15 protein-coding genes are annotated in these 15,382 nt (G+C 41.1%); 14 read left to right on the top strand and 1 reads right to left on the bottom strand.

Going from position 1 to position 15,382, the window contains the following annotated elements:
* Window positions 1-306, top strand: a 306-nt coding sequence (locus B6N13_RS05365; protein ID WP_282434063.1) for a group II intron maturase-specific domain-containing protein, incomplete at its 5' end; no start/stop codon positions are given.
* Between the two features lie 72 nt (window positions 307-378).
* On the opposite strand, the gene B6N13_RS05360 is transcribed toward B6N13_RS05365, so the two are convergent.
* Window positions 379-861, bottom strand: a complete 483-nt coding sequence (locus B6N13_RS05360) for an Lrp/AsnC family transcriptional regulator (RefSeq protein WP_012070805.1) — start codon at window positions 859-861, stop codon at window positions 379-381.
* A gap of 159 nt (window positions 862-1,020) precedes the next feature.
* On the opposite strand from B6N13_RS05360, the gene B6N13_RS05355 reads away from it, so the two are divergent.
* The 13 genes from B6N13_RS05355 (at window position 1,021) to B6N13_RS05295 (ending at window position 15,225) form a co-directional block, all read left to right on the top strand.
* The gene (locus B6N13_RS05355) at window positions 1,021-3,126 is read left to right on the top strand and encodes a transketolase C-terminal domain-containing protein (protein ID WP_211172773.1); all 2,106 of its coding nucleotides are present in this window, start codon (window positions 1,021-1,023) and stop codon (window positions 3,124-3,126) included.
* 10 nt (window positions 3,127-3,136) lie between these two features.
* Window positions 3,137-4,390: a 2-oxo acid dehydrogenase subunit E2 gene (locus B6N13_RS05350; RefSeq protein WP_169458725.1), complete on the top strand. Its 1,254-nt coding sequence runs from the start codon at window positions 3,137-3,139 to the stop codon at window positions 4,388-4,390.
* Between the two features lie 498 nt (window positions 4,391-4,888).
* Window positions 4,889-6,202, top strand: coding sequence for a four-carbon acid sugar kinase family protein (locus B6N13_RS05345; RefSeq protein ID WP_169458724.1), 1,314 nt, complete (start codon window positions 4,889-4,891; stop codon window positions 6,200-6,202).
* Entirely contained in the window at window positions 6,203-7,429 is a 1,227-nt protein-coding gene (locus tag B6N13_RS05340; RefSeq protein ID WP_169458723.1) for a ribulose-bisphosphate carboxylase large subunit family protein, read from the top strand. It abuts the gene before it with no gap.
* A 13-nt stretch (window positions 7,430-7,442) separates the two neighbouring features.
* Window positions 7,443-8,279, top strand: coding sequence for a phosphogluconate dehydrogenase C-terminal domain-containing protein (locus B6N13_RS05335; protein ID WP_012070800.1), 837 nt, complete (start codon window positions 7,443-7,445; stop codon window positions 8,277-8,279).
* Window positions 8,280-8,336: 57 nt separating this feature from the next.
* Complete coding sequence (locus B6N13_RS05330) at window positions 8,337-9,317, top strand: DctP family TRAP transporter solute-binding subunit (protein WP_012070799.1); 981 nt, start codon at window positions 8,337-8,339, stop codon at window positions 9,315-9,317.
* A 54-nt stretch (window positions 9,318-9,371) separates the two neighbouring features.
* Window positions 9,372-9,890, top strand: a complete 519-nt coding sequence (locus B6N13_RS05325) for a TRAP transporter small permease (RefSeq protein ID WP_157035988.1) — start codon at window positions 9,372-9,374, stop codon at window positions 9,888-9,890.
* Between the two features lie 2 nt (window positions 9,891-9,892).
* Complete coding sequence (locus B6N13_RS05320; protein ID WP_169458722.1) at window positions 9,893-11,161, top strand: TRAP transporter large permease subunit; 1,269 nt, start codon at window positions 9,893-9,895, stop codon at window positions 11,159-11,161.
* A gap of 30 nt (window positions 11,162-11,191) precedes the next feature.
* Entirely contained in the window at window positions 11,192-11,950 is a 759-nt protein-coding gene (locus B6N13_RS05315; protein ID WP_169458721.1) for a DeoR/GlpR family DNA-binding transcription regulator, read from the top strand.
* Window positions 11,951-12,322: 372 nt separating this feature from the next.
* Window positions 12,323-13,099, top strand: coding sequence for a DeoR/GlpR family DNA-binding transcription regulator (locus B6N13_RS05310; RefSeq protein WP_169458720.1), 777 nt, complete (start codon window positions 12,323-12,325; stop codon window positions 13,097-13,099).
* Window positions 13,096-13,878 carry a triose-phosphate isomerase gene (locus B6N13_RS05305; protein WP_169458719.1) on the top strand — a complete coding sequence of 261 codons (783 nt, stop codon included), beginning with the start codon at window positions 13,096-13,098 and terminating at the stop codon, window positions 13,876-13,878. The genes B6N13_RS05310 and B6N13_RS05305 overlap by 4 nt, the downstream gene beginning before the upstream one ends.
* A gap of 16 nt (window positions 13,879-13,894) precedes the next feature.
* On the top strand, window positions 13,895-14,356 hold the full coding sequence (locus B6N13_RS05300; RefSeq protein WP_072838284.1) for an RpiB/LacA/LacB family sugar-phosphate isomerase: 462 nt from the start codon (window positions 13,895-13,897) through the stop codon (window positions 14,354-14,356).
* Between the two features lie 32 nt (window positions 14,357-14,388).
* On the top strand, window positions 14,389-15,225 hold the full coding sequence (locus tag B6N13_RS05295; RefSeq protein WP_211172772.1) for an inositol monophosphatase: 837 nt from the start codon (window positions 14,389-14,391) through the stop codon (window positions 15,223-15,225).
* Window positions 15,226-15,382: the final 157 nt, after the last annotated feature.

Below are 15,382 nucleotides of genomic sequence, written 5' to 3'. Positions count from 1 at the left end.
CAGTACTTCAGGATTGCCAATGCGAGTGGTGAATTCAAGAAAATCGCCCAATGGTTAAGGAGACGGCTTCGCAGTGCTCAACTAAAATTATGGAAGAAACCTAAACGGCTGCATCGAAGGCTCAAGCAACTGGGCTACAAGCCGCCGTTTAAGTACATCTCGATGACCAGTTGGAGAAATGCAGCGAGTCCATTAGCCAGCCACGCGATGCCAAACAAATGGTTCGATGAGCAAGGTTTGGTGAATCTTGAAGAAGTGAGAACGGGGTATGTGTTCAGTGTTTATACTGAATGGAAGTTTGCATGAGCCGTATACGAGGTCCGTACGTACGGTTCTGTGAGAGGGATGAGGCGGCAACGCCTCACCCTACTCGATATATCAGGAGTGATCGTTGAAGGAGAACTCACTTAATGGGAATTCTCTGGTTATTTTTGGCTGTTTCATTGAAAACATCGTATTGACTGAACGAACCCCTCTCGCTTGCAATAACTGTTTGCTTAACAGTTCATCGTAGCTCACTAGATCTCTTGTAATGATTTTTAGTAAGAAATCACAATCGCCACTCACCGAATGACACTCTTGGATTTCTGGGCATTTGCCCACGACGGTAAGAAAGGGCTCCAGTGTTTCTGGGTGGTGGTTATCCATTGACACTTGTGCAAAAGCGATCACATTTAAGTTCACCTTTTTCGGATTCAACTCTGCTGTGTAGCAATTGATATAGCCTTCATCTTCTAGGCGTTTTAGGCGTCGCCAGCATGGCGCGGTGGAAAGGCCAATCTTGTCGGCTAAATCTCTATTGCTTAAACGGCCGTCTTTTTGCAAGGCAGCAAGAATACTAATGTCAAATTTGTCGAGCATAAAATGTGTTTCCAATTCTTGTTATTTGAAGAAACTTTGTTGCTCAGTTTGGCAAATACTCGGCAATTAAGAAAGATAATTTCGCGTAATCATGGATAAGATTAATAGCATCTTACTTATAAAAATAAAGCTGAAAAGCTGCAGAGATGGTGTAATTTTATGAATCAATTGCTAGAAAAAAATCATCGCGTCAAAAATGTCATTCGTCAAAAACCTGAATTTGATTGGCTTCGAGTAAGTCAATTAATGTTGTTATCGCGTGCTTTGGACGAGATAGAAGAAAAAGAGCTAGTACCTGAAAAGTTAGTGTTTAATCAGTTTTCAGCCCGTGGGCATGACTTTGCGCAAATTCTTTTGGGCTCTTTGCTAACTCATCCGCACGATGCCGCAAGTGGTTACTATCGATCTAGACCCTTTGTTATGAGCCTTGGAATTGACTTGGACGAAGTGGTCGCATCACCTATGGCGAAAGCTGGTGGTTACAGCGATGGTAGAGACATAGGAGTGGTCTGTAACTATCCGAATGTTGATAGAAAAGGCGCTATGTTGTTTCCTATGTGTGGTGGGGTTGGTGCCCAATATACGCCTATTTCTGGTTGGGCTCAGTCCATTCTTTATCATAAAAATCAGCTAAATGATTCAAGCTACGCAGGTGCCATCGCCGTGTCCATGGGTGGTGATTCTTCCATGTCGACCAATGGCTTTTGGTCAGCCTTAAACATATCAACAACCAACAATTTACCGCATTTATTTTATATTGAAGATAATGGTTATGGCATCTCCGTTCCGCAGGAAGTGCAAACACCAGGTGGCGATCAGGTTGCCAATCTCAAAGCCTATAAAAATTTGAAGATTATTGATGGCGATGGAACCGACCCTGAGCTGACGCCTGTACTGATAAAAGAAGCTGTTGAATATGTACGTTCAGGTAAAGGAACGTGTTTGCTTCGCCTTAAAGTGCCGCGTTTATGTGGGCACACTTTCCAAGATACGCAAACCTACAAAAACGAAGACTTTATCGCGGATGAGCAAGCGAGAGACCCTTTGCCTAAGCTTAAGCGTTATCTGCTTGATAATGGCTTTATGACCGCGGATGAATGGCATGATTTAGAAGACGAATGCTATCGCGATATTCGCCTCTCTGTAGATAAAGCCAAAGAGCGTCAGCAGCCGGATCCTGAAAACCTTACACGATTTGTTTATGCCGAAAAGGATAAGGTTCAGCTTCGTGGTGGATTAGCGGCGAGTGGTCATGTGTTTCCAACTCAAAGTGATCAAGCCAAACCTGAAGGTTCGCGTCTAAATATGCTAACGGCGATCCGTAAAACCTTGGATTATGAGCTAGCTACGAACCCAAAAGTGATGGTGTTTGGTGAAGATGTTGGGCCTAAAGGTGGTGTTCACGGGGCAACCCTTGGCTTGAATGAGAAGTTTGGTGGCGATCGAGTGTTCGATACCAGCTTATCGGAAGAGGGAATTATTGGTCGTTCTGTCGGTTTGGCGCTAAGTGGTTTGATGCCAGTACCGGAAATACAGTTCCGTAAATACGCTGAGCCAGCTGCCGAGCAGCTTTCTGATACTGGGATTATGCGTTGGAGAACCAATAACCAATTTGCTGCGCCTATGGTGGTTAGAATTCCGGGTGGATTTGCCCGTCGAGGCGATCCATGGCATTCCATGAGTGACGAAGTGGAGTGGGCGCATAAAGTCGGCTGGCAATTGGCTATGCCTTCAAACGCTGAAGATGCGGTTGGCTTGTTACGTTTTGCCCTAAGAAACAATAATCCAACAATTTTCTTTGAGCATAGATCTTTATTGGACAATAGTTGGTCGCGTCGTCCATATCCTGGTGATGACTATGTCATCCCATTTGGGAAAGCGAAAACGATCCTTACTGGCACGGCGTTAACGGTAGTTTGTTGGGGTGCGATGGTAGAGCGTTGTCAGAATGCCGCTACAAACCTTGATATGAGCATAGAAGTCATTGACCTTCGAACCATTCAGCCGTGGGATAAAGAGACGGTACTGGCTTCTGTGGAGAAAACTGGACGCTGTTTGATTGTTCATGAGGACAATAAAACCGCAGGTTTTGGTGCGGAAATTGTCGCGACTCTGGCCGATGAATTGTTCTTTAGTCTTGATGCGCCGATCCAACGATTGACCATGCCGGATATTCCTAACCCTCATAACTTTTTGTTGTTAGAAAAAGCGGTTCCGAGTGAGCAAAAGATCGCTGATGCCATGAAAAAACTGATTGAAGTGTGAGGGTGAGAGCATGAACGAATCAATGACTATTACACTGCCAGTTGGAGCATTAGAAGGTACGGCAGCGGTATTTTCCACTTGGCTGGTGGCAGAGGGTGATCAAGTTCGAAAAGGCGACCCCATATTAGAGCTGGAAACCGACAAGGTATCGATGGAAGTGTGTGCTGAAAATGATGGCTCCATTGGAAAAATCTTGGCGACATCGGGTGATAATGTTGATGAAAAGACCATTCTTGGCTACTTAAATTGTGGTGAACAATCAGAGGTAGATAAAGCTTCAGTAGATAAATCATTATCTCCTGTTGCTAATGACGCTTTGCAAATTGAGTCAGAGGCAGATGTTGCTAAATGCGACTTGGTTAACGATGGCTCAAAACGCCATTTAATCGGACCTGCGGTTAGAAAACTATTGAGAAAGCATAACCTGAACTTGTCCTCTATTGATGGTACCGGTAAAGGTGGACGTGTTACGCGAGATGATATTTTAGCCTTTATTGATACCCAAGCTAGCAAGGAGCAAAGCAACTTAAATGTTTCTACTTCAGCTGAAAAATCGCATGGTTTAAAAAGTAAGCTGGTTCCTCATACTGCCATGCGCAAGAAAATCGCCAATCATATGGTTGATAGTTTGCTTCATACATCGCCACACGTAACGAGTGTTTTTGAGATGGACATGGGGCGAATTATCGAGCATAGAAAAATGTGCAAAATGGGCTTTGAAGAAGCGGGTGTAAAACTGACTTTTACCGCTTATTTCTTGGCCGCCAGCGCGAAGGCAATACAAAAAGTTCCTGTCGTTAATTCGCGTTTTCATGATGATTGCTTGGAAATATTTGAAGACATTAACATAGGTGTCGGCACCGCGTTAGGCGATGATGGATTGATTGTCCCAGTCGTTAAACAGGTTCAAGAGAAGAACTTGTTTGAAATCGCCTCAGCCCTACAGCAACAAACAGACAAAGCCAGACAAGGTAAACTGGCTGCCGCAGACATGAGAGATGGTACATTTACCATCTCAAATCATGGCGTGAGCGGCAGTTTATTTGCTACGCCCATTATCATCAATCAGCCACAAGTGGCTATTTTGGGGATTGGCAAGCTTGAAAAAAGAGCCGTGGTGGAAGAGGTGGATGGTGAAGACACAATTGTCATCCGACCAAAATGCTATGTGTCCCTAAGTATCGATCATCGCGCCTTGGATGCATATCAGACTAACTTATTTCTGAGTCATTTTGTCGAGGTGATAGAAAACTGGGGAATATAATGACTTACGACATGGGGCGTTGTGTAACGATCCCATGTCAATCTATCGTCTTTTGATGAGCTATGTTTCAATTCTATGCAGTAAGAAGTGTTTCCTTTTCTCATAAAGTACCTGGGGTTATTTTGAGGATTTGAAATCATTTTTTACATTCTTTCTAGCATTATCCCTTCTCTTCTCTTCTCTTCTCTTCTCTTCTCTTCTCTTCTCTTCTTTAACCACGTTCGTATTTAAGCTTTCTTGCCATTTTTGATGGTATTTAGAGTCCTATTGCATTGCTATAGTTGTTTTTTCTATATTTTTTATGCATACCTCATGCGCATTTTTTGATTGAAAAAAGATTGTTTTGATTTGTTTTTGCTTTTATGGAGTTAAATAATCAAAAAAATGATTGAATCGATGTGTTTTTTTGAGTATTTTGAATCATAAGATGACATTGTGCTTAAGGTTTGTTCTTCATCTTTTAGTGGAATTGTTAAAAATAAGAATAAGGAATTGGTTTTGAACTCAACAGTAGAATTGGCATTTTACGGAGACGATTTCACTGGCTCCACTGATGTACTTGAAAGTCTAAGCTTACGCGGCAAGAAAACGATTCTATTGCTTCGTGTGCCAGAGAAAAAAGATTCGATTATTTATTCTGATTATGACTGTGTTGGAGTGGCAGGGATAAGTCGAAGCAAAGATCCTGTGTGGATGAGAGCTGAATTACCGAAAGTATATCAGTTTCTAAATTCTTTCGATCCTAAATATATACATTATAAAGTCTGTTCAACTTTCGATTCAAACCTTCATAAAGGTAACTTAGCCGTAGCAACTCAGGTCGGAATTGATGTTTTATTGCCTAGCTGGACATCCATAGTAGTGGGTACTCCAAAAATTAAACGCTACGTGTGCTTTGGTGAGTTGTTTGCTGATTCAAAAGGGGAGACTTATCGCATAGATCGACACCCTGTGATGAGCTGCCATCCAGCAACGCCAATGACAGAAGCGAATCTGGTAAAGCATATGCATCAGTTAGGTGAGGTTGATTGCGCCTCAGTTAATTTGAGTATGTACTCAGACGACTCTGCGGCGACTAAATTACAGCAATTTATTGCCGAAAATAAAGTGGTTATCTTTGATTCTGTTGATCATTCCTCTCAAGCTAAAGTTGGGGCGCTGATTAATGAGCATTGCCAAGAGGGTCTGCACTTTTCTGTTTCTTCATCTGGTTTCGAAGATGCGGTTTATAGCCAAAATAAACTTGTCGAAAATATCAATATCACGTCTAAGTCTAGGATTTTGGCGCTATCCGGTAGTTGTTCTTCTATCACAAGTAGTCAAATTGATTATGCGTTGAGCCATTGTTTCATTCCCGTTGAACTTGATATCGCCAGATTATTGATGCTTGAAAGCAGGCCTCAATATTTAGATGAGATCGTTCAAACCTGTATTGATTTACTTAGTAGTAATAAATCGCCTTTGGTGTATTCCGCTTTGGGTCCTCAGAAAAGCGGTTCAACGACCGCTTCTCAAGACGGAGATCTACATTTTGATGAAATGCTTGGTAGTTTCCTTGGTGCTATTGCTTTAGCTGTTACAAAGACGGGTCTTATTGAAAGGCTTGCTGTCGCTGGTGGTGATACCTCAGGTTACTGTATTCAAAGTTTAAACTTGGATGCTTTGACATTTATTGCACCACTTTGTCCAGGTGTTCCTCTATGCCGAGCGCATGCTCAAGACAGTGATATAGATGGGTTAGAGCTTGCTCTTAAAGGTGGGCAAATGGGATCTGAAGATTTCTTTGTTCGATTATGCTCAGGAGGAGAGTAAATGATGGATAGATTTGAGGTTACGTACTTAATTCATAGTTTCATCAGTTTAGCTCAAGTTGCTGAGAAAATTTGCAATGATCAAACAACTGGAACTTTTACGAAAATTCCAGATATCTCAAGTCGTAATGTGGGATGCTTTTCGGCTGAAGTTATTTCTATAGAAGAAAGCTTTGTTTCATCATTAAAGCAATATCGTGGTCGTGTGATTATCTCTTACCCTATTGATTTATGCGGATATGACTTGTCTGCTATTTTCACAATTGCTTGTGGTGGGGTCTCATCTATTAAGGTGATTGAGCGTTTAAAAATAGCAGACATTCAATTCACCGATCAATTTGTTGCTCACTTTCAAGGTCCAAAATTTGGTATTGAAGGTACTTATCGCAAATTGGGAATGTCAGAAGGTCCAGTGATCGGTGGGATCTTAAAACCGAATATTGGTATCACACCAGCAGACAGCGCAAATCTGGTTGAACAACTGGTGGCTGCTGACATTGATTTCATTAAAGACGATGAGAAACTACAAAGTCCGCCATACTCTCATGTAAAAGATCGCATCGACGCTATTATGCCTGTTATTGATGATTGGCAGCAGAAAAGTGGTAAGAAAGTTATTTATGCATTTAACATTTGTCATTCAGATATTGGTGAAATTGAACGTAATCATGAGTATTTGAAAAGCAAAGGCGGTGATGCTGCTGTTATAAACGTCAATCAAATAGGTATTTGCGGTTTAGATTCAATTAATAAGTTTAGTGACGTTATTTTGCATGCTCATACTAATGGGCTGGCTTTTAATGAGCGCAGCGATTGGGGGATTTCTTTCAATGTTTGGCAAAAAGTTTGGCGTCTATTAGGCATAGATCATCTTCAAATTAATGGTATTGATGGGAAGTATTGGCAAGGTAATGATTCCGTGATGGAGGCTTATTATGCAATGACTCAACCTCTTGGCCATTTATCTGCAACTTTACCTGTTTTTTGCTCCGGTCAGTGGGGTGGTCAGGTGCCAGAAACCTACAATCGAACAGGTAAATCTACAGAACTAATGTATCTCGGCGGTGGTGGTATACATGGTCATCCATTGGGTGCTCAGGGGGGAGTAAAAGCCATTAGACAAGCTTGGGATTCCTGTATCTCAGATCAAAATATACATGATTATGCCGTGACTCATCCTGAGTTATCGCAGGCATTATCGTATTTTTCTCATAAAGCAAAACAATAAAAGTGGAGTAAGTATGACAACTATATCTTTAATCGGTGCAGGCGGAAAAATGGGCATGCGTTTGTCTAAAAACCTGCAAAATTCAGATTATAAGGTTAATCACGTTGAAATAAGCGAGCAAGGTCGTAAGAACCTAAAAGAGCAGCTTAATATTGATGCGATTGGCCCTGATCAGCAAAACTCGGCTTTAGAAGCATCTGATGCGGTTATTTTGGCTGTGCCGGATACTCTCATTGGAAAAATCAGTAGTCAGGTTTGTGAGCATTTGAAACCGGGGACTATGGTTGTGGTTCTTGATGCTGCTGCACCGTTTGCTGGCCATCTCCCTAAGCGAGATGATCTTGTGTACTTTGTGACTCATCCTTGCCATCCAGTCATTTTTAATAAAGAACTTAATCAAGATGCTTTAAATGACCACTTTGGTGGTTTACATGCAAAGCAAAGCGTTGTCTCAACTTTACTGCAAGGTCCTGATTCTGCATGGGAGCTTGGGGAAGATATTGCGAAGACTATCTATGCACCGATCAAAAATTCTTACCGTGTTACTTTGCATCAAATGGCGATGTTAGAGCCAGGTTTGTCTGAAACTGTTTGCGCAACTTTGTTGACTGCAATGCGTCAAGCTATGGATGAAGTGGTTGATGGGGGGGTCCCATATGACTGTGCTCGTGATTTCCTTTTGGGCCATATGAACATTCTGGCAGCGGTTATTTTTGATGAAATTGATGGTCAATTTTCTGATGCTTGCAATAAAGCAATCGATAATGGTTTGGGTAAGTTGCTCCACCCTGATTGGAAGAAAGTCTTCAATAAAGACGAACTTGCTCACAGTATTCAACTAATCACTTAAGTAAAACTCAATTTATAAAATGATCATAAGCAATAATGTAAATTAAAGGAAACCCCAATGAATATAATAAAGACAAAAATAATTCAATGTGCAGCTTTAACTACTCTCGCCCTTTCACCGCTGGCTCTAGAAGCTAAAACTATTAACCTCGCTTTTACCCAAACGATGGATTCACAATATGGTGCGGCCGGTAATGCTTTCAAATCAGAACTGGAAAAGCTAAGTGACCATAAAATTGAAGTCGATTTGAAGCCTGCGGGTGCTTTGGGTGGTGAACGTGAAGTAGTTGAGAGTCTGCAGCTAGGCATTATTGAAATGACTATTTCTTCAACGGGGCCTTTAGGAAACTTTGATAAAGATGTTTATCTGTTTGATTTTCCTTATGTATTTGAAAGTTACGATCATGCACATCGCGTACTAGATAGTCATATAGGAAAGGATATTCTTGATGGAATGTCAGAGCATCAGATTAAAGGTTTGGCTTGGGGGGAAAATGGATTCCGCCAGCTTACTTATAATGGTGACCCGATCTTGAAGCCTGAAGATCTTAAGGGTAAAAAGATCAGAACGATGGAAAACTGGGTTCATTTAGCGACATTTAATGCGTTAGGTGCTTCTCCAATACCAATGTCTTGGACGGAAGTGTTCACTGCACTTCAACAAGGAACGATTGATGGTCAAGAAAATCCGATCAATCTTGCGGTAACATCAAAGCTTTATGAAGTTCAAAAGCAAGCCTCTATGACTCAGCACCTCTATAGTCCAGCTGTTATTGCTATGTCTCAGGGATATTGGGATGGACTTAACTCAAATGAGCAAAAGTGGGTTCAGCAAGCGGCCGATGTTGCTGCTAAGGTGATGCGTCAGTCGCGCGAGAAACTTGAAAATGAAGCTTCAGATCAGTTGACTCAAAAAGGTATGACTATTCATAAAGTGGATATAGCACCTTTTGTAAAAGCTACCGAGGGTGTTCGTAATAAGATCGCTAAGGAAATGGAATTTACTGAGAAGCTAGCTGAAATAAAAAGTATGAAATAATAGGTTAAGAAGGTTGGTATGAAAGTATCAGCCTTCTTATTTGAGGATACGAAAATGGCAAAATTCATTATTAAATTTAGTCGATTCCTTAATAATTCTGCTTTAAATGTTTCTGCGGCTCTTATGGGGCTCATGGCTTTATTAGTGTTTTATCAAGTCATCACACGGTTTGTATTTGGTGCTCCATCAGCTTGGTCTGAAATCTCGGCTAGGGTGATGATGGTATGGATGGTTTATATTTCTATGGGGTGTGTATTTAGCCGTGGAAGTATGATCAGCATTACTTTTTTTGTGGAAGTCCTTCCAGATATCTTTGGTCTATGGGTAAAACGAGCGGTTACCATCATCGCGCTGATTTTTTTGGGTGTGTTGATATGGTATGGCTGGGATATTGCAGTAAGGGTGAAGAATCAGAATGTCGCTATGTTAAATATATCTGCATTTTGGCTTTATATTAGTATCCCTATTGGTGCTGTTCTAAGCATTCCGTCCTTACTTGAATGGCATATATTAAATGTCGAAAATAAACCTGAGCCTGCCGATCTTAAAATAACTAAAACCGCAGAGGTCTAGTCATGCCAACAGTCATTGTTTCGCTATTGCTTACATTCATTTCATTATCTGTACCTATTGCCGTCGCTATTGTTATTGCGTCAGCAGTAGGGCTTTATTTTTTCAGTAACCTCCCATTAATTATCATTCCACAGCGAATGTTTATTGGTTTAGATAGCTTTCCATTAATGGCAGTTCCTTTATTTATCCTCGCCGGAAATATTATGGGGCAAGGAGGGGTTTCAAAACGTTTGGTAACTTTTGCAAAATCTCTTGTGGGCAACCTTCAGGGTGGTTTAGCGATTTCTTGTGTTATAACCAGTATGATTTTTGCTGCCGTATCTGGATCGAGTGTTGCGACAGCATATGCTGTAGGAGCGATCTTGCTTCCAGCGATGATAGCACATGGTTATCCTAAACCTATGGCGACGGCGATTCAGGCGTCTTCTGCGAATTTGGGAATTGTTATTCCTCCATCTGTGCCATTAATTATGTATGGTGTTAGCACTAATACATCGATAGGTAAGCTCTTTCTTGCTGCAATAGGCCCAGGTCTGCTTATGGGTATTGCCCTTATTATCATGGTTATTGTTTGGTGTATTGTGACTGGACATGGCAAAAATGATGCAAATGATCAACAGAGTTTATTGGCTTCATCAAAAGATGCTTTACTGGCTTTGCTAATGCCTACCATGATTCTTGGTGGAATTTATGGTGGTGTTTTCACCCCAACTGAGGCTTCAGCTATCGCTGTTATTTATGGGCTGATACTGGGCGTTTTTGTTTATAAAGAAATCTCGTTTAAAGATATACCAAGGATACTTAAAGGCTCTGTGGTATCAACGTCTTCTGTGATGCTAATTATTGCGGCAGCTTCATTGTTAAGTTTTCTTGTGAGTCGGTCCGATTTGCCTCAGCTACTTTCTACTTTTGCTACGGATAACTTTTCAACTAAGTTACAGTTTTTCTTAGCGGTTAATTTGTTGCTTTTAGTTGTTGGTATGTTTGTTGAAACATCTGCTTCGATTTTACTACTTGCACCAATACTTGCCCCCATTGCTATTATTTATGGTATTGATCCTGTTCATTTTGGTGTGGTGATGGTTGTAAACTTGGCCATAGGTATGTTTACCCCTCCACTTGGGGTAACCTTGTTTGCTGCGAGTCAAGTGGCTGAAATCCAGGTTGAAAAAGTCATATTAGCGACGTTGGTACCTTTAGGAACTTTGCTCTGCTGCTTGGTTCTTATTACAATATTTCCTTCGATTACACTATTTTGGGTGAATTCGTGATTATTTACTTAACTAGGGTGACCAAAGTTGATGAAAAAACAGCACCGCTATAAAGATATAGTTGATTACTTAAAAGATACTAATTTAACGACTGTTGATGAACTTGTTCAGACTCTAAATGTTTCTCCAGCAACAGTAAGGAGAGATTTAATAGATCTAGAAAATCAGGGTGTTGTTAGAAGGACTCATGGTGGTGTCACTTTAAATAATTTTGTTGCGGCGCAGCTTTCTGTGCAAGAAAAAAACCAATTATTTAAGGCTGAAAAGGAAAGGATATCTAAAGCAGCAGCCGAGCGAGTTGAGTCTGGGAATTCTATTATTTTAGATGCCGGCACGACGACAATGGAAATTGCTAAAAATATCACACATCTTCCTCTCAGGGTTATCACCCCTGATTTAAGAATTGCGCTGTTTTTAAGTGAATTCAAACAGATTGAAGTAACCATGTTTGGTGGCGAGATTGATAATGCCAGCCAGTCTTGCGTTGGAGAGCATGCAAGAAGGCTACTTCAGTCTATTCATACCGATATTGCTTTTATAAGTAGTAACTTTTGGAGCTTTGAGCATGGTGTAACTACGCCAAAAGAAGCTAAAACAGCCCTTAAAGCCGATATGATGAAGTGTGCTGAAGAAAGTATTCTAGTGGCTGATAGCAGTAAATATAATAGCTTTTCTTTGTTTAAAGTGGCAGAACTTGATCAATTTTCAGAAATATATACAGACAGTGAACTCAGCCAAGAGGCCAGAGAAAAGCTGGTGAGTTTTAATGGTAAATTGCATATTTTGTGATGTTTAATCCATCTATTTGAATATGTCGAAAAGGCAACGCTGGTATTTCCTAAATCCTCAGAGGAGATACCAGTACTAAACAAAAGAATGTGATTTTTAACATCTACTAATCATGTTTCACGTAGTTTCCCCTGTTATCTTGATGGTTTCCTATCTAAATCCGATTTTATAAATGTTATTCTACTCACTAAGTTGTGTGAAAACTGGCTGTTTTCACATTTTTTTGTGATTTTAATCCGAAATTTCTTGGTTTTGTGTCATAAATAACATTAAATTTAACAAAATAAACATATTTTTGTTAAATATAACTTTAAAAATGTTATTTTTGGGTTTATAACATACTCAAGAGATTTGCTATCGAAGTGAGTGTTTATGAAGCGTGATGAACGTAGACAGCAAATTATCGATCTTCTTGTCGAAAATGGTGTTGTTGATCTAGAGGAGTTAGCGAAACGTTTTACTGTTTCGAAGATGACAATTCACCGTGATTTAGACGAACTTGAAGCTGGCGGCTTACTACGTAAGGTGCGAGGCGGTGCGACTATTGAAGCGGGCATGCAATTTGAAAGTGATTTTAGACTGCGTGAACGTCAAGGTAGTGAAGGTAAAGAACGGATGGCGTTAGAAGCATTGGAGCTAGTTGAGCCTGGGATGACTGTAATGGTCAACGATGGATCTATGGCTGCAATTTTGGGGAGCATGCTTCCTCGTAAAAAGCCACTGACAGTTATTACCAATAATGCTTCCATTTTGGAGTCATTAAAGTTTGAAAAGGGGATTGATCTTATTGCACTTGGTGGAATGTATTCTTCTAAGTTTAATGGTTACTTCGGCGTGTTGGCAGAGCAAAATTTAACTAGTTTGCGAGCGGATCTTGCTTTTTTATCGAGTCCTGCGGTATCTGGAAACCAAGTGTTTCATATGGATGCTGATGTGATCAGAGTAAAAAAAGCCATGATTAATGCGGCGGTTAAGACTTGCTTGTTGGTTAATCACACACGCTTTGATCGTGTTGCACTTCATGTACTGGCAAATCTTGATGATTTTGACTGGGTCATCACCGACCAAGTTCCAGAGCCAAACGTTCAACAGCAGTTGGTGGACGCTGGTATTCAGTTAACTATTGCGAGATCACTGGAAAATACATGACGGATAAAAAGCAATTTTGGGTTGGTACAAGTTGGAAAATGAATAAGACACTGGCAGAGGCGCAAGCGTTTTCAGTCGCTTTAAAGACTGATGATGCTAATGCAGATGCCCATATTCAGCGATTTGTTATTCCTGCATTTACATGTGTACGTGAAGTAAAAGAAATACTTCGTAATACATCCGTAAAAGTAGGGGCTCAAAATATGCATTGGGCAGAACATGGAGCTTGGACAGGAGAAGTGTCTCCTCTCATGCTGAATGACTGTCACATTGATATTGTTGAACTGGGTCACTCCGAACGACGAGAGTACTTTGGTGAAACGAATGAGACGGTTGGTCGTAAGGTCGAGTCTGCTATTCGTCATGGTTTAATTCCCCTTATCTGTGTTGGCGAAACATTGGCAGATAAAGAAAGCGGACAGGCAGCTCATGTCTTAGCAAAAGAAGTGCGTGGTGCGTTGCAATTTCTGAGCGATGACCAAAAAGATGCGCCTATTTTGTTTGCTTATGAGCCTGTTTGGGCAATAGGTGAGCGAGGGATTCCTGCTTCTGCAGAGTATGCCGACGCAAGACAAGCTGAAATTCTGGATGTTGCCAAAAAAGTATTGGGACGCAAAGTTCCTTGTTTATATGGCGGTTCGGTGAACCCTAATAACTGTGAAGAACTTATAGCCTGCGAACACATTGATGGTTTATTTATTGGTCGATCCGCTTGGAGTGTTAGTGGATATATCGATATTTTAAATAAATGTGCCGCAGCCGTTCAAACGCAAATATAAAGCCGAGGATAGCATCATGAGAATTGCAATTGCTGGAGATAGTGCTGGCGAAGGGCTAGCAAAAATTTTAGCTGACCATCTTAAAGATCGTTACGATGTAGAGGAGGTTTCTCGTACTGACTCTGGAGAAGTTGAGCCGTTTTATGCCAATTTGTCTGATCGTGTCGCTAATGCAGTTTTAGAAGGAAAATACGATCGTGCCATTTTATGCTGTGGTACAGGAATTGGAGTATGTATTGCAGCAAGTAAAGTGCCGGGTATTCGAGCTGCTCTCACTCATGACACTTATTCTGCAGAGCGTGCCGCACTTTCTAACAATGCACAAATTATTACTATGGGTGCACGTGTAATTGGGCAAGAGTTAGCGAAGTCCATTGCCGATGCGTTTTTGGTTCAAGTATTCGATGAAAATGGTCGCTCGGCAGACAATGTTAAAGCAATAAACTCTATTGATGAAAAATATCATGCTCGCCCGTAATTCATAGGTTTAGATTGTAAAATGGAGGTGTTGTGTTAACACGTAAGCAAAAATCAGAGATGATAGAAATTGTTCGGGACGTTGCCAAGGCAGAAATTTTGCCTAGGTTTAGAAGGCTCTCGGATGGTGCTGTGTCGTTCAAAACAAGTTTTGATGACCTTGTTACTGAAGCGGATGTTGCCTCTGAAAAAGCATTAACACAGCGCTTTCAAACGCTGTTGCCTCACGCTGTCATCATTGGTGAAGAAGCGGTTTCGGAAGATGAGTCAGTATTAGATCAAATTGATACGGATGGATTGGTTGTTATCATCGACCCTATTGATGGGACATGGAATTTCGCTCATGGCTTATCAACCTTTGGTGTATTAATTGCCGCTATCTATCAAGGTAAAACCGTTTATGGCTTGTTGTATGACCCATTAAATGACGATTGGATTGAAACGAGTTTAGGTGAAGGCTCTTGGTTTGTTCGACCGGACCAGTTGCCACGACGCTTAATGTTAAGCAACCAGCCTGTTGACTCTAAGTTGGTTGGATTCTTTTCGCCTTTTTTGTTTGAGAACAGTGCTGTGCGCGAGCGTGTTGCTATTCAGCAAGTTGGTTATGCCCGCTCTTCCAATCTGCGTTGTTGTTGCCATGAATATCGAACAATGGTGCAGAACGGTGTTGATTTCTTTATTAGCCCTAAACCAAAAGTGTGGGATCATGCCGCAGGAATTCTTGCTTATCAGGAGGCGGGTGGTTATGTCTGTATGTTGGATGGAAGTCCTTATAAGCCGAATGTTCGTAAAGGCGTGATTGTCGCTGGGCGAACAGAGGCGATTCAAGACCGTATCATGAAAGATTTTCAGTCTATCGACGTTATGTAGTAAGAGTAAAGCAGGGTAAATGCTTGTAATGCTTTGACTCATTCTGCTCCTTGAGGGTGGAGTGAGTTTTTTTAATATCTAATTCCAATCTAGGGTTATCTTTCAATGATGTTAGCATCATTCCAACCACCTGCCTCCTAGTTGCCCCAATAATTAT

The organism is Marinomonas sp. UCMA 3892, assembly GCF_012726345.1.
Classification (GTDB): Bacteria; Pseudomonadota; Gammaproteobacteria; order Pseudomonadales; family Marinomonadaceae; genus Marinomonas.
This window is presented reverse-complemented; position numbering and strand designations above follow the sequence as displayed.

Excerpts from the sequence above, each read along its gene's own strand:
- B6N13_RS05360 (WP_012070805.1), bottom strand. The coding sequence starts at position 861 with ATGCTCGACAAATTTGACATTAGTATTCTTGCTGCCTTGCAAAAAGAC.
- B6N13_RS05355 (WP_211172773.1), top strand. The coding sequence starts at position 1,021 with ATGAATCAATTGCTAGAAAAAAATCATCGCGTCAAAAATGTCATTCGT.
- B6N13_RS05350 (WP_169458725.1), top strand. The coding sequence starts at position 3,137 with ATGAACGAATCAATGACTATTACACTGCCAGTTGGAGCATTAGAAGGT.
- B6N13_RS05340 (WP_169458723.1), top strand. The coding sequence starts at position 6,203 with ATGATGGATAGATTTGAGGTTACGTACTTAATTCATAGTTTCATCAGT.
- B6N13_RS05335 (WP_012070800.1), top strand. The coding sequence starts at position 7,443 with ATGACAACTATATCTTTAATCGGTGCAGGCGGAAAAATGGGCATGCGT.
- B6N13_RS05330 (WP_012070799.1), top strand. The coding sequence starts at position 8,337 with ATGAATATAATAAAGACAAAAATAATTCAATGTGCAGCTTTAACTACT.
- B6N13_RS05325 (WP_157035988.1), top strand. The coding sequence starts at position 9,372 with ATGGCAAAATTCATTATTAAATTTAGTCGATTCCTTAATAATTCTGCT.
- B6N13_RS05320 (WP_169458722.1), top strand. The coding sequence starts at position 9,893 with ATGCCAACAGTCATTGTTTCGCTATTGCTTACATTCATTTCATTATCT.
- B6N13_RS05315 (WP_169458721.1), top strand. The coding sequence starts at position 11,192 with ATGAAAAAACAGCACCGCTATAAAGATATAGTTGATTACTTAAAAGAT.
- B6N13_RS05310 (WP_169458720.1), top strand. The coding sequence starts at position 12,323 with ATGAAGCGTGATGAACGTAGACAGCAAATTATCGATCTTCTTGTCGAA.
- B6N13_RS05305 (WP_169458719.1), top strand. The coding sequence starts at position 13,096 with ATGACGGATAAAAAGCAATTTTGGGTTGGTACAAGTTGGAAAATGAAT.
- B6N13_RS05300 (WP_072838284.1), top strand. The coding sequence starts at position 13,895 with ATGAGAATTGCAATTGCTGGAGATAGTGCTGGCGAAGGGCTAGCAAAA.